Source organism: Allobosea sp. ASV33 (genome assembly GCF_016428755.1).
GTDB lineage: Bacteria > Pseudomonadota > Alphaproteobacteria > Rhizobiales > Beijerinckiaceae > Allobosea.
Genome location: NZ_JAELTI010000012.1, coordinates 42282 through 59408 on the forward strand (window position 1 = coordinate 42282; position 17127 = coordinate 59408).

General features: G+C 62.2%; 18 protein-coding genes and 2 tRNA genes. 17 read left to right on the forward strand and 3 right to left on the reverse strand.

Going from position 1 to position 17127, the window contains the following annotated elements; translation table 11 throughout:
* Positions 1–47: 47 nt before the first annotated feature.
* From JHD80_RS06020 to JHD80_RS06065, 10 genes are all read left to right on the forward strand, one after another.
* Positions 48–596, forward strand: coding sequence for a hypothetical protein (locus JHD80_RS06020; protein WP_199085477.1), 549 nt, complete (start codon positions 48–50; stop codon positions 594–596).
* Between the two features lie 11 nt (positions 597–607).
* Positions 608–1072 carry a hypothetical protein gene (locus tag JHD80_RS06025; protein ID WP_199085478.1) on the forward strand — a complete coding sequence of 155 codons (465 nt, stop codon included), beginning with the start codon at positions 608–610 and terminating at the stop codon, positions 1070–1072.
* 2 nt (positions 1073–1074) lie between these two features.
* Positions 1075–1431 carry a hypothetical protein gene (locus tag JHD80_RS06030; RefSeq protein WP_199085479.1) on the forward strand — a complete coding sequence of 119 codons (357 nt, stop codon included), beginning with the start codon at positions 1075–1077 and terminating at the stop codon, positions 1429–1431.
* Between the two features lie 8 nt (positions 1432–1439).
* Positions 1440–1643 carry a hypothetical protein gene (locus tag JHD80_RS06035; protein WP_199085480.1) on the forward strand — a complete coding sequence of 68 codons (204 nt, stop codon included), beginning with the start codon at positions 1440–1442 and terminating at the stop codon, positions 1641–1643.
* Positions 1643–2818, forward strand: a complete 1176-nt coding sequence (locus JHD80_RS06040) for an SGNH/GDSL hydrolase family protein (protein WP_199085481.1) — start codon at positions 1643–1645, stop codon at positions 2816–2818. The genes JHD80_RS06035 and JHD80_RS06040 overlap by 1 nt, the downstream gene beginning before the upstream one ends.
* Before the next feature lie 123 nt (positions 2819–2941).
* Positions 2942–3589, forward strand: coding sequence for a M15 family metallopeptidase (locus tag JHD80_RS06045; protein ID WP_199085482.1), 648 nt, complete (start codon positions 2942–2944; stop codon positions 3587–3589).
* Positions 3586–3828 (forward strand): hypothetical protein, encoded by a 243-nt coding sequence (locus JHD80_RS06050; protein ID WP_199085483.1) that lies wholly within the window; start codon positions 3586–3588, stop codon positions 3826–3828. Before JHD80_RS06045 ends, JHD80_RS06050 begins: the two co-directional genes overlap by 4 nt.
* Positions 3829–4014: 186 nt before the next feature.
* Positions 4015–4389, forward strand: a complete 375-nt coding sequence (locus JHD80_RS06055) for a hypothetical protein (protein ID WP_199085484.1) — start codon at positions 4015–4017, stop codon at positions 4387–4389.
* Positions 4367–4735 carry a hypothetical protein gene (locus JHD80_RS06060; RefSeq protein WP_199085485.1) on the forward strand — a complete coding sequence of 123 codons (369 nt, stop codon included), beginning with the start codon at positions 4367–4369 and terminating at the stop codon, positions 4733–4735. The genes JHD80_RS06055 and JHD80_RS06060 overlap by 23 nt, the downstream gene beginning before the upstream one ends.
* A gap of 416 nt (positions 4736–5151) precedes the next feature.
* Positions 5152–5994 (forward strand): DNA adenine methylase, encoded by an 843-nt coding sequence (locus JHD80_RS06065; RefSeq protein ID WP_199085486.1) that lies wholly within the window; start codon positions 5152–5154, stop codon positions 5992–5994.
* Positions 5995–6105: 111 nt separating this feature from the next.
* On the opposite strand, the gene JHD80_RS06070 is transcribed toward JHD80_RS06065, so the two are convergent.
* Positions 6106–6182 (reverse strand) — tRNA-Pro (locus JHD80_RS06070).
* A 148-nt stretch (positions 6183–6330) separates the two neighbouring features.
* On the opposite strand from JHD80_RS06070, the gene JHD80_RS06075 reads away from it, so the two are divergent.
* Positions 6331–6405: transfer RNA gene (locus tag JHD80_RS06075), tRNA-Gln, on the forward strand.
* Positions 6406–6499: 94 nt separating this feature from the next.
* Positions 6500–8209 carry a site-specific integrase gene (locus JHD80_RS06080; RefSeq protein WP_248311413.1) on the forward strand — a complete coding sequence of 570 codons (1710 nt, stop codon included), beginning with the start codon at positions 6500–6502 and terminating at the stop codon, positions 8207–8209.
* Positions 8210–8794: 585 nt separating this feature from the next.
* On the opposite strand, the gene JHD80_RS06085 is transcribed toward JHD80_RS06080, so the two are convergent.
* Both JHD80_RS06085 and JHD80_RS06090 read right to left on the reverse strand, forming a co-directional pair.
* Positions 8795–9835: a hypothetical protein gene (locus JHD80_RS06085; protein WP_199085488.1), complete on the reverse strand. Its 1041-nt coding sequence runs from the start codon at positions 9833–9835 to the stop codon at positions 8795–8797.
* Between the two features lie 81 nt (positions 9836–9916).
* Positions 9917–10339, reverse strand: a complete 423-nt coding sequence (locus tag JHD80_RS06090; RefSeq protein WP_199085489.1) for a hypothetical protein — start codon at positions 10337–10339, stop codon at positions 9917–9919.
* Positions 10340–10570: 231 nt separating this feature from the next.
* Here JHD80_RS06090 and JHD80_RS06095 point away from each other — a divergent pair, with 231 nt between their 5' ends.
* The 5 genes from JHD80_RS06095 to JHD80_RS06115 all read left to right on the forward strand — a co-directional run bounded on the left by JHD80_RS06095 (position 10571) and on the right by JHD80_RS06115 (position 17069).
* Positions 10571–11644 carry a PGN_0703 family putative restriction endonuclease gene (locus tag JHD80_RS06095; protein WP_199085490.1) on the forward strand — a complete coding sequence of 358 codons (1074 nt, stop codon included), beginning with the start codon at positions 10571–10573 and terminating at the stop codon, positions 11642–11644.
* Positions 11641–11991 (forward strand): DUF2958 domain-containing protein, encoded by a 351-nt coding sequence (locus tag JHD80_RS06100; protein WP_465246500.1) that lies wholly within the window; start codon positions 11641–11643, stop codon positions 11989–11991. Before JHD80_RS06095 ends, JHD80_RS06100 begins: the two co-directional genes overlap by 4 nt.
* Complete coding sequence (locus tag JHD80_RS06105; RefSeq protein ID WP_199085491.1) at positions 11988–12446, forward strand: hypothetical protein; 459 nt, start codon at positions 11988–11990, stop codon at positions 12444–12446. The genes JHD80_RS06100 and JHD80_RS06105 overlap by 4 nt, the downstream gene beginning before the upstream one ends.
* Positions 12447–12772: 326 nt before the next feature.
* A complete protein-coding gene (locus tag JHD80_RS06110) occupies positions 12773–14305 on the forward strand; it encodes an HNH endonuclease signature motif containing protein (protein WP_199085492.1) in 1533 nt (510 codons plus the stop codon).
* A 316-nt stretch (positions 14306–14621) separates the two neighbouring features.
* The gene (locus JHD80_RS06115; RefSeq protein WP_199085493.1) at positions 14622–17069 is read left to right on the forward strand and encodes a DUF4238 domain-containing protein; all 2448 of its coding nucleotides are present in this window, start codon (positions 14622–14624) and stop codon (positions 17067–17069) included.
* Positions 17070–17127 lie beyond the last annotated feature (58 nt).

A 17127-nucleotide genomic window follows, 5' to 3' on the forward strand; every position in this document is an offset into this window, starting at 1 on the left:
GTCGTATCGTCCATCCGGTCCGGTGCAATATGCCCGGCACGCGCGGCGTGCGACCGACGAAGAACGTCGTTCCGCAGACCCTGAGTTTCGGGCCGGGCAGCTACAGCTTCACCTGGCCGGAATTCAACCAGATCGTGTTCGACCTCTCCGCCGCAGGTGGCGGTGGCGGCGGAGCGGTCACGCAGGATTATCAGGGGCATTCGTTCCCCGGCACTGACGGCAATCAGGGCGGCAACAGCTATATCGACCTGTCGGGCTTCACGCTGATGGCGACGGGCGGCGGCGGCGGCGGTGCCAACAATTATTCGGGCGGCACACAAGGCGTGCACGGCACTGGCCTCAACGGTGACAGCAATATCACGGCTGGCGGCGCGCCCGGCGGGGTCGGCGGTTCTCCGCAATTTTTTCAGGGCGGCTATGGCGGCTATGGCGGCCGCGTCATCCGCACGGTTTTGGACGGCGCGATCGGCTCCCGGCTCTTCGGCCAGGTCTCGACCGTCGTCGTCGGATACGGCGGTTCCGGCGGCCAGAACGGCGGCATCTTCGGCTCGGCCGGGGCCGGCTCGGCCGGCTGGGCCACGATCACAATCTCTTAGGACAAATCATCATGCGCGGGATCACGAAGACCGTCGGCGGCACCGAAGTGCTGCGGGCGCGCGAGGGTACGCAATTCGTCTGGGACAAGGTGACGTATCCGTCTGACTTCATCGCCTTGCATAGCGACGAAGATCTGCGGGCGCTGGGCTTCTCCGTCGTCGACCTGCCCGAAGAGCGCAATATCGACCTGGCGCCGATCGCGGTTTCGCGACTTCAGTTCTTCAGGGCGCTCTGGTTGCGAGGCCTGATCACGCAACCCGAAGCTCTCGCGGCCGTGACCTTCACCGCGATCCCGCAGCGCCTTGCGGACCTGCTCGCCGAGCTTCCCGGCCCGCAAAGGGAGGAAGCCGAGATCATCGTAGCCGGCGCGGCCGAATTCTCGCTTGCTCAGCCGCTGACCATGGAGATCGGCACGAAGCTGATGAGCGCGGCCGAGATCATTTCATTCTTCACCTTCGCGAAAGGACTGACCTGACCATGACGAAATTCATCGAGAACTGGCCGGACGGCTCCAACCGCGCCGCCTTCGCTCCGCCGGTCTGCGACTATGTCGAGGATATCGTCCTAGCCGCCGATGTCATCCGCCGGGTGCCGATCCCCGCCGGCAAGCGCTTCGCCGTGTTTTGCTTCGACGGCGATTTCCGTATGAAGATCGGCACGAATGTAACCGACCTCGTACTGCCGACCGCCTCCACCATCGATGGCAGCGGCTCTACGCTCAACCCGGCGGCGCGACGCATTCCGCCCATGCTCCCCGACAACGTGACGCCGCCGACGCATTTCGTCCTGCGTGCACCGGCCATCTGCCGGGGCTCGATCGAGTTCTACGAGTAGGCCGCTCGATGCGGATCTTCTCGAAACCCGGGCCTGTCCAGGGGCGCGGCGTCTTCAGCACGCCCGGAGCGCTGAACGGGGGCCGTCAGGGCAGAACTGTGCCGGGCGGCTATGTCGCGCTGCGCACGAAGACCACCAACGGACCCTACATCATCCTGAGCGGCCTGAACCCGGATGGCTCCCGCTCCAATCTCATTGGAAAGGCCTCCTGATGGCTGGCGAAATCGAACTGCTGCCCACGCGCGATCTCACATATCGGCTGGGCCATGACGTCGACGGCTTTGCGGCGCGCTCGCCCGTTGACGTGTATTTCCGCAAGCCTGGCAATCTGCGCAAATGGCAGGCTGCGCTGGCGAAGGTACGCGCCGGCTTGGGCCGAGCCAGAGTGGTCTTCATCGGGGACAGCAAGACTGTGGGCAATGGCGCTGGCACGAGTTCGGCCAATACGTGGTCCACTGCGGCGGAGCCTCGGTCCAAGATCGCTCACGTCGTCAGGCAGCTCAACGCAGCGGGTATTCCGGCCAATCGTCAGGCGTGGTTCGGCACGAACGCCTTCGCCAGTCCGGCGATCAAGATCGCGTATGATCCGCGCTTGTCTGGCCTAGCGAACTGGACAGGGGGCAATGCGACGCTCGGCGGCAACTTCTTCGCAACCAACCTGACAAACTCCCTCACGTTCACGCCAGAGGGGCAATGCGACACGCTGGAAACCTATTACAAGCAGCGGTCGGGCGACGGCACCTTTACGATCAACGCTGATGGCGGAGCAACTCTGGCCACGCTGAGCGGCAATTCGCCGACTGATGGCTACCTGAAGAATACGGTCACTGTGGCGAAGGGCGCCCATGCCTTTAACATCCAGCGCACTGGGGGGAGCTTCGTTTCGATCGGCGGCATGCTGACCTATGACAGCGCCGTCCCTGCGATCGACGTTATAAACGGGGGCGCCTTTGGCACGGTCTCTTCGTTCCATACATCCGGTAACGGTTCCTGGGCAGCGGCCAATGTCCTGCTGGTCATCCTGCCCGATCTTGTCATCATCCAGCTCGGCTCTAACGACCTCAACACCAATGTCGATGTCGCGACCTATACCGCCAACATCCTCGACATCATCACGAAGGCGAAGGCCGCGGGCGCCGATGTGGTGCTGGAAATCGCCACCTTCGCCAACGTGGGCGGTTACGGCACGGATGAGCAGCGCGAGGCTTACCGCCAAGCACTTATCAGGCTTGGATCGACGTATGGATGTGTCGTCGTCGACCACGCGGCGCGTTTCGTCAGCTTCTCGAACGCCAATGCGATCGGACTGATGCGCGACGCTATCCACGAGACCGAACCCGGCTATGCCGACGAGGCGCAGGCGCTCGTGAGTGCGCTGCTGTTTTGATTATCTGGCTTGGCATCGTCTGGCTCGCCTGCGCGGCGGCCTTCCTCGATATGGCGGAAAACGCCCCCATTATCGACTGACCCGCCCGCCTCGAGCGGGCTTTTTTGTGCCCGGAGTATCCTCATGTTTGCATTGACCCCGGCCGATGAGCAGAAGCTCGTCGGTGTTCACCCGCGCCTGGTCGCAGTCGTTCGTCGCGCGGCGCAGGCCTCGCCGATGCGGTTCCGCGTCGTTGAGGGCTTGCGCTCGATCGAGCGACAGCGCGAGCTCGTCGCCAGCGGCGCCTCGACGACGATGAACAGCCGGCACCTGACCGGCCATGCCGTCGATATCGCGCCGGCGGACGAGAACGGCAAGATCTCCTGGGACTGGCCGCTCTATCGCAAGCTCGCGCCGATTATGAAGGCGGCGGCCAAGGCCGAGGGCGTGCCGATCGAGTGGGGCGGAGATTGGAAGTCGTTCAAGGACGGTCCGCATTGGCAGTTGCCCTTCTCGCAGTTCCCAAAGGCGCAGCGTTTCGCTGCCGATGTCGAATCGGCACCGCCCTACACGCTCGAAACGGAATCGGCCGCCGCGACCAAGTCCGTCACCACGGCCGCCGGCGGCTCGGCGATCGGCGCCGCCTTGGCTCTCGAACCGCTCGGCAAGGCGGTCGACACGCTGACCTCGCAGCAGGCCGAGCTGACGAGCGGCGACGTCGTCCGGATTGCGCTGGCGCTCGCGATCATCGGCCTGACCGGGTGGATCGCCTGGCGCAAGGCCAAGTCATGAACCTGCTCTCGTCGCTCTGGGCCCGTCTCGCCGGCGTCGCCGCGGCGATCGGCGCCGGCCTGGTCGTCGCGCTCGGCATCTACGTCAAGGGCCGCGGCGATCAGAAATCGAAATCCGAAACCGAGGACCTGCGCAATGCCATCGATATCCGTTCGAAAGGCGAGGGTGCCCGCCGCGCTGCTGATGCTGGCCATGCTGCCGGCAAACTGCGCGACGACGACGGGTGGCGGCGAGACTAGGGCCGCCCTATGCGATCAGTTCCGGCCGGTACGTTGGTCGATCAAGGATACCGACGAGACGATCGCACAGAACAAGGCCAACAACGCGGTGGGGGTGGCCGTCTGCGACTGGAGGCCGGGCGCTTGATCGCGCCCGCCCGGCCGTCGGCCGGCCCCTACAGCTCGAACCGCCTATTCGAATGGATCATGGCGGGCGGCCTGCTGCTGATGGCTTTCACGCTAGCGCTCCCCGGCGATTCGCTCGACCGGGGGACGCTTCGCCTCCTCGCGGAGAATGGTGCCAGTGAGGAAGCCATGGCGGTGACGCTCGCCTGTATCGGTTCGATGCGCGCGATCGCGCTCTTCGCCAACGGAAAGCTGCCCGTCTATGGGCCGCTAATGCGCTATGCCGGCTCCTTCGTCGGGGCCTTCGCCTGGGCAATGCTGATGGTCCCGCTGGTCTGGGACAGCATGCTCTCGGGCAAGGTTTCGATCTTCGTGCCGCTCCTAGGAATGCTGACACTCGGAGAGCTGATCTCCGTTTACCGGGCGGTGAGAGATGGCGGATTTCGCAGGCGCTGAGATACTGAAACCCTTCCCGCTACTGCAGCTGGCCGCCGGCGTCGTCGTCATCATCCTGGCGATCTTTATGACGCTGAGGGCGGCGAAGGACAACAAGAAGGACGGGCACATTGCGCCGCAGGGGCATGACCCGCTCGGCCTGACGATCCAGGCCAATCAAATCGTCGGCATGCTTGGTACGGCCTGCGAACTGCTGCGGCAGGTCCTCGGCGAGCTCCGCGATATCAACACGGAGCAGGTGAAGACCAACTCCCGCCTCGGCGAGCTGAAGGACGCCAACGGCTCCGAGCTCGAGCATGTCCGCGAGGCGATCGAGCGCTGTGCGCCGCGGCGGCGTTCCTCCTAGCGAGTTCGCCTCAAAGTGTCCCGAATGGCTTTCCGTCGCGAGTATGCCACGCGGGACGGCTCGCAGGATTGCGGCGTCCGCATTTCGTGCAGCGATATCCGTTGCCGAGCTGCGGGATCTCTAGGGTCTCGTCCCACCCATCCACACAGATATCGACATGGTGATTACACGGGGCTGAGCACCACAGCGAAATCGAACGCACGCGGTGCGTACGCATATTGGCAATGGTCATCATGACCGGGCCAAAGCCTCTTTTCTCCGCCGGCCTTGCCGGCGGGGCTCATCGGCCACAAGGCCGACTTGCCGCGGGCTCGACCTGGCAGAAGGTCCCGCGATGCCTGACCACTTCCGTGAAGGCAACCCGCCGTGCGCGCCGGCGCGCACGCAGACGGTTGCATGTTCCCGGATCGTTCTCAATGCCTCCCGATGAGTTCCGCACCGTTATGCCGGTGCGCCCGCCCGCCGCCTATATCGGCGGGAAGAAGCAGCTCGCCGCGCGCATCGTCGCGCTGATCGAGCGCATCCCGCATCAGAGCTATGCCGAGCCGTTCGTCGGCATGGGCGGAGTGTTCCTCCGCCGCGGCGCCGTGCCGAAGGCCGAGATCATCAACGACGTCTCGGCCGATGTCACAACGCTCTTCCGCATCCTGCAGCGCCACTATGTGGCCTTCATGGATACACTGCGTTTCCAGCTCACCAGCCGCCGGGATTTCGAGCGGCTGCTCTCGGTCGACCCGTCGACCTTGACCGATCTTGAGCGCTCAGCGCGGTTCCTCTACCTGCAGCGCCTTGCCTTCGGCGGCAAGGTCGTCGGTCGCAGCTTCGGCGTCTCGCCGGGACTGCCCGGGCGCTTCGACGTCACGAAGCTCGCGCCCCTCCTGGCCGATATCGCCGAGCGGCTCGCCGGCGTCATCATCGAGAATCTTCCCTTCGAGACCTTCATCGATCGCTATGACGGGCCTGGCGTCCTGTTCTACCTCGACCCGCCGTATCACGGCTGCGAGGGAGACTATGGCGCCGGCGTTTTCGACCGCGCCTCCTTTCGCCGGCTGGCGAATCGGCTTGCCCGGCTGAAAGGGGCCTTCGTTCTATCGATCAACGACACGCCGGACATCCGCGAGATCTTCGCGGCGTTCGCGCTCGAGGAAGTCAGCCTCACCTACACGATCACGGATGGCGCTGCGACCGAGGCCCGGGAGCTGATCATCATGCCAGCCGGTCTGCAGCTCCGTCCCGATCGACAGCCTTCCTTGCTCTGAGGCTGATGGGGACGGCCGATCTGATTCCGAAACTGTCGGTATTTCTGTCGGTCAAAGAAAAAGGCCCCGAAGGGCCATTGTCTCAAATACTTGAAATGTACCGGGAAATTTTGGTCGGAGTGGCAGGATTTGAACCTGCGACCCCCTCGTCCCGAACGAGGTGCTCTACCAGGCTGAGCCACACTCCGATCCGCTGGTGGCCGGCTTATAGCCAGCACGCGGCCCGGGCGCAACAGGCTCTTTGCAGGTTGTGGAGGAAATCTTGCGGCGCAGGCGAGGGCGAGGCGGCTTGACGGTTGCGTGCCGCGCCGCCGCGTTCTAGAAGGCGCCCCACATTGGGGCGTCGCCAAGCGGTAAGGCAGCGGTTTTTGGTACCGCCATGCGGAGGTTCGAATCCTCCCGCCCCAGCCAGTTTCTCTTAAAGCACTGTCATCGCAGCGGTTTCTCTGCCCTTTCCGGGGCGGCAACGCGATTTGCCCACCCGGTTGCTACAAAGGGCACCGCTTTGGCGCATCTCCTTCGCAACGTCGTCCAGCGCAACAGAATCTTCCATTTTCGCCGCGTAATCCCGCTCGATCTGCGCCCGCGCTTTGGGCGGCGCGAGATTACCTGCTCGCTGCGGACCTCGGAATTGCACCTCGCCGGGATCAGGGCGCGCCGTCTATATCTAGCGGCGGAATCGCTCTTCGAGGAAAGCCGCGACAACCCGATGCTGACAGACGACCAACTCGCGGCAATCGTGCAGGATTTCTATGCTCATGTGCTGGCCGAAGAGAACAAGTTGCGCTTAAGGCTCGGAAGGATTCCTGAAGAGGTACGCACAAGCCGCGCCGAGCACTTCGGGCAGATCGCCGCCCAGGCTAGAGCCGATCTCGGCGCCAACGAATTTGGCAGCGTCTCCTTCATAACCCAGGCGATGATGCGCAAGCACAAGCTCGAAGGTCAGCTGGACGAGACGCAAACCCGGCAGCTGGCACAATCGCTGATGCGTGGGGGCATCGATCTCGCCGAAGCGGTCCAGGCCCGATATGCGGGCGACTTCAATTTCGAGCCGCGCGACAAGCTGCTCGCGCGCAAGGTCGAGGCCGTATTCAATCCGCCGCCGCTACCGCCGAAAGAGACGACGACCGCCGATGGTCAGCCTCTTTTCGGTGTCGTCGCAGCGGCCTTCGTGACGAAGCAGAAGCAGCTGCGTCGTTGGGAGAACCAGACTGCCGGGCAGAACGAGAAAAGCTACGAGCTGTTCAAGGCGATTTGCGGGGATCGGCCGTTGAGCGCCTATCAGCGCAAGGACGCCGCCCGGTTCAAGGATCAATTGGAACGGCTGCCCGCGGACTATGGCAAGGCAGCGATTTACGCCAGGAAGTCTCCAGCGGAAATCCTTGAGATCGATGCCGCCAGCGGCGGGAAAGCGGAAAGGCTGTCGATCCGCACGGTCAAACGCCATGTCTCGGCGTTATCCTCGCTTTGGGATGAGAGTATTCCTCAGGGCGCCGCGACCGACAAGATTTTCGCGGGCTTCAAATTCCCCGCCCAGCAAAGAGCTCAGGACCAGCGGCCTATGTGGCGCCGCAGCGATTTGGCAAAGCTCTTCAGGACGCCTGTCTGGAGCGGTTGCAAATCCGAGGGACGCCGCTCCACGGCCGGCGGCCTCGTCATTCGCGACGAGAAATTCTGGCTGCCGTTGATCGCGGTGTTCTCAGGTGCTCGCCAGGAAGAAATCTGCCAACTCCATGTCGAGGATATTCGGCAGGAACAGGGCATCTGGCTCTTCGACATCAACATGAAGCCGCCGCGAAAGCTCAAGAACAAATCTGCGGTGCGTCTTGTACCCATCCATCCCGAACTCATTCGGCTGGGGCTGCTCGGCTATGTCGAGCAACAGCGTAAGGCTGGCCAAGTCCGCATCTTCCCCAATCTCCATCCCGGCGGAGCCGATGGCCGGCTCGGCCACGGGTTCACCAAATGGTTCACGCGCTATCGGCGCGATGTCGAAGTTTATGAAGAGGGGCGTGACTTCCACTCCTTCCGCCACAGCGCGACGACCTTCCTGCACCAGGGTCGCGTAGCGGACTCCATTGTAGATCGTCTCACGGGACATACGACGCCCGGCGAGACGGCGCGCTACACGAAAGAAACCGACCTCGGGCAGCTGAAGGCCGCGATTGATACGATCGATATCGAAGTCGACTTCGGAGCGCTCTACGAAACTTGATCCGCCCGAGGCGCTCGCCCTTATTCGATAAACGCTCTGTGAGTGCGGCTTCAATAGGCGCCGGATCGCTGTGAGACGGCTACGCTCGACGCCATATTCCGTATACCCCCCTTCCAATACACCATCTCCATCCGCACACTCCCCTACAACAGCCGGTGACCTCCACCGGCACTCCTCCCTCCTCTGCCATCTCCGGCAGTGCCACACTGCCGGCAGACACTCCTTCCCTACCTCCAATCCCATCCAATACCCCTTCCATCACCGGCAAGGCACTCCACCCTCGACACCTCCGTTCAGGGCTTCATGTGTCGGATTGTTCTCAACGCGCTGGCCCTCTTCGGTGACAAGGCATGCCGCCCCAATCGGCAGTCCCGGAAGCCCTTCCTATCTCCCTGGCTTCGTTAGCCTTCCTGCGACCAGCTTCCAGATCGGCACGCCTCGGCCTCCAGAACTGCAGTTCCAGATCGGCAAGCGCCTCGGCCTGCACACCCACGAACTGGCCTTCATCCCGCCCGCGAAGAGGCAGGCGTTCGAGGCGTGGGCGCCGGCCAGCCACCATCGACCACACCGGCGCCCCGCCGTTCGTCACAGGTTCAAGGTAGCAAGCCCCCGGATGGACTCCGCCCGCTTCGCGTCCTCAACCGCCTGCATATGTGCCCAGCGATGTTCGTCCATTTCGGCGCCGTCGTAGATATCGATGACATCGGGCTGATAGAGCCGCGCCACGAACCCGGCCCGGACCTGGGCCTGGGTCCAGATGTTCCGGGAGCCGGAGGCCAGCTGGTCACAGTTGACCATGGCCCCTTCATAGAACGCCTTCGGGTGGAAGAGCGCCCTGACCACGACCGGCGACCCATCCGCGCGTCGAATGCGGTACTCCGGGTCGAGCGTCTTCGTGATGTAGCGGAACCATTTCCAGCAGAGCCAGACGCGTTCGTACTCGTCGGCCCGGACCCGGCCCGTGATCTTCAGGGCCGGCGCCGGGATATACTTCCGCCCGCACAGCCGAGCCAGGCAAGCCTCCGCCCATGCCTCGAACGCCTGCCTCTTCGCGGGCGGGATGAAGGCCAGTTCGTGGGTGTGCAGGCCGTAGCGCCGGCCCCATTCATGGACATAGACGTAGAAGTGCTCGGAGCTCTCGGCACTGGCGCGCTGACCGAACCGCCGCTTCTGCACGCCCTCGACATAGCCGACCTTCAGCCACTTGGTGGCTTCGTGATTGAAGCGCGTCAACATCCAAGCCGCCTGCTCGCCGTCGGACACGCCGAGATAACCCCAGGCGATCGTCAGATGCGTGTTCAGGACAACGCCATGATACCGCATGGCGAAGGCGATGGCCTGGTAGATCTTGAAGACCTCCTTCCGAAGCACCGGACGCTTCATCGGCTTCTCCGGCACGGGCTCGAAGTGATGCTTGTCGATCCACGCCACCACGCGCGGATGGCGCGGAGCGGGCGGTCCGACATAGGGAGGGTCGATCGACAGATGTGGCCAGTTTGGGTGAGCGCCAGGGCGGCGCATCGGCGCGGTCAGCGCCAAGCCCTCCGCTTGCTCTGCCGCTGACAGCGTACGGTAGGTGGGAAGAAGGATGGAAGTCGGCTTCTTCGACGAACTCTGGTCAGTCATAGGGTGTCCTCGGAAATGGGCGTGACGACGGGCGCGGCACCCAGGTGAGCGCCGGCCTTCGTCGGCTGGATGGACGGGGGATCAGTCGTCCGAGGGGAACGGATCGAAGAGGCTTGCCAGCCGAGGCTGTTTAGGCCTCGTCTTCGCCTTCCGGCGCCGTTCCCGATGCTTTCCCACGTGGGTCTTCGGCGCGAGGTGTGCCGCCAGGATACCGCCCTGGTAAGACTTCTCGGTGCTGGCGATCAGCGCCCTGATCTCCGGGCAGCTCAGATCGAGCTTGTCGAGGAAGCTGAGCAGGGACAGCGCCAGTTCATCGGGGTCCGTCAGATGGGCGAAGGTGCTGGCCGGCGTGGAAGGTGGCCGGGGCGGCTGGGTCAGCTCGCGCACCTCGTCGAAGGTCAACTCACGTTCAGGGCTCGGTGGCGACGCAGATGGGTCGCCGGGTTGCGGCTTGGCCGTGTCTTCGGGAGGAGTAAGGGGGAACTTGAGAAGGAACTCAAACATGCGTATGTCTCCATACGCAAATGGTCTGCCCGGCGGGCAGATTTGACCATCTGCCTACCAATATAGAGATTTAGGGGGTCCGAACCGCACGAGTTTCGTGAAGGTTCTTTTTGTGTTGCAACTCAGCAACATTCGTTAGGTCGACTGCAAATTGGCTTAATCCACTGATCTATCAACAAAATATGCCGTTCGGCGAACCTCCCGGCGTCCAATCCCGCTCTTGGAGGCTTCGTGACATCCGATTTCCCCGACACCTTCGCCCACGTTCCGCTGCTGCCCGAGGCACTCCTTCGTCAGCACCATATTTTCGAGCCGCTGGACCACCGCTTCCGCTCGGCCGCTCGTCTCCTCCAGAGCATCTGGCGGCAAGATCGCGAATTGCCGATCGGCAGCTACAAGGTCGGCACGAAGCGCAAAAAGCTCGGCTCCCGGATCAGTCCCACCGCCGCGCGAGCCGGCGCCAACTTCATGCTGCCGGCCATCGCCTGGCTCGTGCGCCGTGAACTCGCCTATCGCGAGCCCGCCGCAATGATCGACGAGCCGCGGCTCTACGGCAATCTGCTCAGCTCGATGCCCCTGGCCTTCAACGTCTTCGGCCTGCTCAAGCTCGACCTGTCCTTTGCCTGCCGCGTTCTCGGCGAACTCTTCCCCGATCTCGCGGGCGCCAAGGTTCAGGCCGTGCTGTTCGAACACTCGCCTGGACGCGGCGACCCGGCGCTGACCGGAGACCGCAGCGCCTTCGACGTGTTTCTCCGCTATGAGACGTCAGCCGGCAGCAGGGGCTTCGTCGCGATCGAGATGAAGTACTCGGAATCCTGCCAGGAGCCGGTGGCGGCGATCCGGCCGCGCTATGACGACCTCGCCGACGTCTCCGGGCTGTTCGTCGATGCACGGAAGCCGACGCTGAAGGCTAATCCGTGCCAGCAGCTGTATCGCGAGCACCTGCTCGCCCAAGCCATGCTGATGCGCGGCGACTACGACGAGGGCCGATTCGTCGTCATCGCGCCACAGCTCAACACACTCGTTGCGAGCGCCGTGGCCAGCTACAAGGCCGAACTCAACGCGGCTGGTGAGGATCAGGTCGGCTTCGCCAGCATCACGCTGGAGGACACCATCATCGCCATCGCGATGGCCGGCGAGGAGGAGTACGCGACCCGGCTCTATCGGCGGTATTGCGACTTCCAGTTGGTCGACGGCGAACTCAACCTGTTCTGGGCTGGCGACGGCCCGATCGGGGCAGCCAGCGAGCCCACCGCCGTGACCGCTGGCGGTCCGCTCAAACTCCTGCCGGGAGGGCGTGCGTGAGCGCGCCCTTCATGCTCCCGGCCGAACGCGAGCGCCTTCTCGCCAACGGCCGGGCTAGCGCGGCGGGCGAGGACGTCGATCCGATGCCCGTCGTGAAGCTCTTCACGCCCGATGCCAACGCGACCTGGCTCCTGACCGAGCTCGACCCGGACGATCCCGGCATCGCCTTCGGCCTCTGCGATCTCGGGCTCGGCGCACCGGAGATCGGCTACATCGCCTTTGCCGAGCTTGCCGGGGTTCGCGGGTTCCTCGGCCTGTCGATCGAGCGAGACGAGCATTTCCGGCCGGACAAGCCGCTCTCGGCCTATGCCGCAGCGGCACGCGCTCTGGGCAGGATCATCGCTTGAGCCCGCTCGCGATCGAGGACGACCATTGGCTCGACCGGGTTCGTGGCGGCGACTTCGCCGCGATCCCGCACGAGCTGACCTGGCTGCAATCGGCCCGGCTCGCCCATCTCCTCGATGGCTATGACACCTCCCGTGCGCTCGGCCTCGGCGATCTCCATGCCTGGGCGAACGAGCGCGCGGAGGAAGCCGCACAGTCCGGTTCATGGGGCGGCACCGCCATCGAGCTCTGGCTGTGCCTGTTCTACGAGCATCGGCGCTGGCGGCATTTCGACTGCGAGCCGATGGGCGGGGAGCGCGTCCGTCTCGACCGGCTCTGCCGACAGCTTCGTCAGGGGCTCACGGTAGCCGGCGAGCACGAGTGCATCATCATCCTGCGGCAGATCGCTGGCAATACGGTCGCAACCAGGTCAGTCCTCAGCGGAGCTCAAATCGCCAGTACCAAAGATACTCGCTAAGCTGCTGGGGCCGCTCATACTTTTAAGGTGGATTTCCAGAGAACCTTTGTTACGCTTCCATAATCCAAATTCGGGCCGCCTATCCTATCCTCGCCATTCAAAATGGCCGCGAGGAACGGTAAAAGGGCGTTGCATACCGACAACAAGAAGCAAGGCTTGGGACGCGGTGAAGTTGCGCATTGCCAGAAAGGGAACCCCTTGGCATCATCGTCGGCAACTGGGTGAGCCCGTTCTCTTGCTCCAATTTCGGATGTATACCACGGTGCATTGATCGTGATTTTGCGAGACCTCTTCGTGATCGCCTATAGCCTCTCGTTTCAGCTTTCATGAAGGCTTCTACCCCCTCCACAACCGCCCCAGGGCACGGCGAGCTCGATGAGTTTCAGGCAGCGTCGCTTGTTGGAATGTCGCCTAAGTTGCTTCGTTGGTTCACGAGCTATGCGCCGAAGCAAGACTCCGACCGCAAGCTGAAAGCGCGAAAGGAGGAGGAGCAGATTTACTTCGAGCGGACCGAGCTCGAGGGCTTCAATGACTGGCTGAAACTTCCATGGCCCTCGAAGGACGGCGCCCGGCCGCCAGTGCCTGAAGGCATTAAGCGGGAGATCAAGGACGAAGCCGGCGGCGAATGCGCCATCTGCCACGCCCACTCGGACTCCTGCGAAGCTGCCCACATTGTCCCGGTGGCAGCGACGAAGAACAATCACCCCGAGAACCTGATATGGCTTTGCGCCAATCACCACACAAAATTCGATAAGCACACCTACGGCCCCAAAGCCGAAAGCGCCGAATTCGTCGCTAGCTTCAAACACGCGCTGACGCATTACCGGCGGGCGCTATGGCAAATGCAAGCCAAAGCGACGGGGCAGCTCTTCACCATGCTGAAGGCTTGCGAGAGCCTGAATTCGCAGTTGGCGACCGCCAAGACTCCAGACGAAGTCTCCACCGTGATCAGGCTAGCGAAGGAGGCCTTGGCCCAGGTGCCGAAAATGGCGCCTACCTCCAAGGAGGACTCGCACTTTGCTGCTTTCGAGTCCATGTCGGCAGAGTTCAAAGCCCTCGCCAACAGCTCGACTGAACTGCAGGATATCGGGGCAACCCTGCATCTTGCCACAGCGGTAAAGGCCGAATTCGCTCAGCGGGCGGGCTATGTGAATTGTCCCCTTTGCGCGGGTAGCGGTCATTACAAGGGTGAGGACTGCCCAGCCTGCGGAGGCGAAGCAGAGTTGACGGAGAGCGAAGCGAATGCCGTAGACCTCGCCCGCTACACGCTGGTTGAATGTCCTCTCTGCGACGGAAAGCGAACCTTCAAGGGGCGTGACTGCCCCGCCTGCGGCGGCGATGGTGATCTGGAACGACGCTACGCCGAACAAATCGACACCCGCGAGTGGGAGGAGATCGACTGCCCGGTTTGCGATGGCTCAGGAAAGCTGCGTGGTCAGGACTGCCAAGCCTGTGGAGGTGAAGGCAAACTTGAGCGTCAACAGAGCGACAGGATTGACGTACGGGACTATGCGCTCGTCGATTGTCCCGTTTGTGAAGGCAAAGGACGATTTCGGGGGGAGCAATGCCCCGCCTGCGATGGCGAGCGCGAGATGGATCAGCGCTATACCGATCAGATCGATTTGCGAGATTACAAGCGCGTTGAATGCCCCGTTTGCGAGGGCGCCCGCGACTGGTGTGGCCGCCCATGCCCCGCCTGCGATGGAGAAGGCGAGCTCGATCAACGTTACATTGATCGGATCGACATGCGGGATTTTCAGATGGTCGAATGCCCCGCCTGCGGAGGGCAGACCGGCAACTACTGCAAGACCTGCGACGACGAACGCAAGATCCCGCGCTTCATTGCCGAGCAGCTCTAGCAGAGCTTTATTCAGGGCATTCAGATGCCGTGGGCGCTTACGCTCGGTGCTCTCGCCTGTATCGCGTTGACGCGCGTCACCCTCTCCGGCCAGACCTCGTACGGTCGGGCCGGATCATTCGCAGGGTGCGCACGAAAATCGGAGCATCAGAGATGGTTACAGAAGTGGCGGAACAATTGCTTGCGACCTTGACTGAACCCCGACGCCGAAGTTCGAGGCGGCCCGACGCCAAAGCATCCGTGAGTTCCAGTAGCGATATTAGCTAGATGCCGGAGAGGCATCGGCACGATCGATTTCTGGTATTGCAAGAGTGGCGATGTCCAAGACAAGAAACAACCATTACGTCCCGCAATGGTACCAGGAAGGGTTCTTCGAACCAGGCCGCTCGTCCCTTGCCTTTGTGGATATGGCGCCGGACCGCAAGATCCTGCCGGATGGGCGCGTAATCACCCAAAACGGTGCGTGGAACGATACGCCGACTTCAAAGGCGTTCGTTCAAAGGGACCTGTATTCGACGTTCTTTGGAACGTCGGTCAACGACGAGATCGAGCGGCGCCTTTTCGGTGACATCGACGGTAGGGGCTCTCAGGCGATTCGAGCATTTACTGGCACCAACGTGGGCGAGTGGCACAAGCATTTTCAGACGTTTTTCGAGTACCTCGATATCCAGAAAATCCGAACGCCAAAGGGCCTGGATTGGCTGAAAGCTCAGTATCCCAAGCTCTCGCAGAACGAGTTGATGTACGAGATGCAGGGTATCCGCATGATGCACTGCACGATTTGGGTCGGCGGCGTGCGCGAAATTGTCTCCGCTGAAAACTCCGACGTGAAGTTCATCTTCAGCGACCACCCGGTGACGATCTACAACCATGCCATTCCCCCAACGCACGCGATGGGCGCGTATCCGCTCGATCCCGGCATTGCACTGAGGGCGTCTCAAACGATTTTCCCGCTGAACCGCGACCTGTGCCTGATCCTATCGAACTTGGAGTACGCAAAGGATCCGAGCACTGGCCCACTCGAAAAGCGGACCTTCGCGCGAAATTACCGGCAGTCTATGACCCGGATCGACGCGTTCATTCGCACCAGGAAGCTGACCGCGGAGGAGGTCACGCAGTTCAACTTTGTTCTGAAGTCGCGTGCGCGGCGCTACATCGGCGGCGGCCGCAAGGATTGGTTGTACCCAGAAAAGGCGATCTCGCAGCCTTGGGCCGAACTAAGGAAAACGTTTCTGCCCCCAAAGAACGAGCTTTTCCACTTCGGTGGCGAGATGTTCGCGAAGTACGAGAGTGGACATGTCCAATATCAGGATGAATTTGGCAGGACCGAGAAGCCGCGTGACTTCCTGATCAAGGCAGCGCCGAAGCAGCAGCTGCGCCCGGGAGACGTCTGCGGGTGCGGATCGGGAAATTTCTTCAAGGCGTGTTGTCAGGCCAAACCCCAAGTGCTGCGCCCCTCTTGGAATGAGCGCAGCATCCGGGAGCGGAACATCATGCTGCAAAACGGGATCGTACGGATCCTGGGGCTCGGCGGGGAGAAGGACTGGATTCAAATCCGGCGCGAACTCACCGATGAGAAGATCAAGAACATTTATTTCCTTTACGAGGCCCTTTGGCCGCTGGAGACCGATTTGCTCGCGCTGTTACCGAAGCCGGACGGCGTCCCTCGCGCGGTCTACACGGGCTCAATCCACCCTTCATCAATCGTCGACTTCGCGTTGGCGGCTCCGCTATATTTCGGCGAGATGATTGTCGCGCACCCGTTCATCCACTCGGGAGTCATAGCGAAGAAGTACCGACCTACCGATAATCCGAGGAGCTATAGGCAGGACTTTCTGAAAAGCGTCATGTTCTTCATGACGATCATGCCGCTCGTGCAACTCGGCTTGGTCAATCTCATCCCCGATCCTTGTGATTTCGATTTTCATCTCCGCGAGCAAATGTTGAGCATGGCGGGAGCGCGAGCGACCCTTATGCGGTTGGATCCGGATAAAGAGCCACGGCTGAAGAAGCACATGGAGGCGGATGCCCTGCGCAGCATGATGCTGATGCCCCCGGATGCGCTGCGCAGGCAACTCCGCAAACTCAATCCTGGAATGAGCGACGACGAAGTTGAGGCCACAATGCGCTTCGCCGAGCGCAAGCGAGAGCTCGACCCTCTGGCTGTGCTTCAGGACGGTTCATTGGAGGGCGAAGAAGGCGGGCAGATGAGCATGTTCAAGCTCGCGCCAAATTTCGAGATAACCATGTACCTGGCCCAGGCGACAGGTGCCTGCATCGTTACCGACAGCCCTTTCCGCTGGAGTGAAGTGAAGAGCGCCATCCGCAGCCGGGGGGTAACTGCGACGCCCGGACTTGCCCGGTTTTCGGAACAGATGGAGGCTACAAAATTCGCGTTCCCGCAGGACGTCATGGATGTCGCCGACCACGCATTGACGAAGACCTGCGGGGGATATCCGGATTTGTTCCGGGACCTATTTGGCTATCTGTCTCACCTGGAGGAACGTGGACAAAAGCCAAACCGGGAAGCGCAGTTTGCTGGCCGGTTCCCCAAGATACATGCGGCAGCCCAAGCCGTTATTAAGAAGTCAGGCGTCGTCGCAAAAGAGGGCCGCGTATCCTGCGTTTTGCCGCCCGGAGGCATTCAGGACAACACGATCAACCGCCTGCTTTTGATGTCGAGCTCGGAACGGCACCTTTCGAGCGTGCCGATGGCGTTCTTCATTGAAGATTGCGGGACTGGCAAATGCTCAATACTCGCTTGATGACGACCCTGAATCGGCTATCGAGCCGCCTCTAGTCATTCGGCAGGCCAATGCTCGA

What these genes read in the sequence shown, in the direction of transcription:
- JHD80_RS06025 (WP_199085478.1), top strand. Translation starts at nt 608, where the DNA reads ATGCGCGGGATCACGAAGACCGTCGGCGGCACCGAAGTGCTGCGGGCG.
- JHD80_RS06030 (WP_199085479.1), top strand. Translation starts at nt 1,075, where the DNA reads ATGACGAAATTCATCGAGAACTGGCCGGACGGCTCCAACCGCGCCGCC.
- JHD80_RS06035 (WP_199085480.1), top strand. Translation starts at nt 1,440, where the DNA reads ATGCGGATCTTCTCGAAACCCGGGCCTGTCCAGGGGCGCGGCGTCTTC.
- JHD80_RS06040 (WP_199085481.1), top strand. Translation starts at nt 1,643, where the DNA reads ATGGCTGGCGAAATCGAACTGCTGCCCACGCGCGATCTCACATATCGG.
- JHD80_RS06045 (WP_199085482.1), top strand. Translation starts at nt 2,942, where the DNA reads ATGTTTGCATTGACCCCGGCCGATGAGCAGAAGCTCGTCGGTGTTCAC.
- JHD80_RS06050 (WP_199085483.1), top strand. Translation starts at nt 3,586, where the DNA reads ATGAACCTGCTCTCGTCGCTCTGGGCCCGTCTCGCCGGCGTCGCCGCG.
- JHD80_RS06055 (WP_199085484.1), top strand. Translation starts at nt 4,015, where the DNA reads ATGGCGGGCGGCCTGCTGCTGATGGCTTTCACGCTAGCGCTCCCCGGC.
- JHD80_RS06060 (WP_199085485.1), top strand. Translation starts at nt 4,367, where the DNA reads ATGGCGGATTTCGCAGGCGCTGAGATACTGAAACCCTTCCCGCTACTG.
- JHD80_RS06065 (WP_199085486.1), top strand. Translation starts at nt 5,152, where the DNA reads ATGCCTCCCGATGAGTTCCGCACCGTTATGCCGGTGCGCCCGCCCGCC.
- JHD80_RS06085 (WP_199085488.1), bottom strand. Translation starts at nt 9,835, where the DNA reads ATGACTGACCAGAGTTCGTCGAAGAAGCCGACTTCCATCCTTCTTCCC.
- JHD80_RS06090 (WP_199085489.1), bottom strand. Translation starts at nt 10,339, where the DNA reads ATGTTTGAGTTCCTTCTCAAGTTCCCCCTTACTCCTCCCGAAGACACG.
- JHD80_RS06110 (WP_199085492.1), top strand. Translation starts at nt 12,773, where the DNA reads ATGAAGGCTTCTACCCCCTCCACAACCGCCCCAGGGCACGGCGAGCTC.
- JHD80_RS06115 (WP_199085493.1), top strand. Translation starts at nt 14,622, where the DNA reads ATGTCCAAGACAAGAAACAACCATTACGTCCCGCAATGGTACCAGGAA.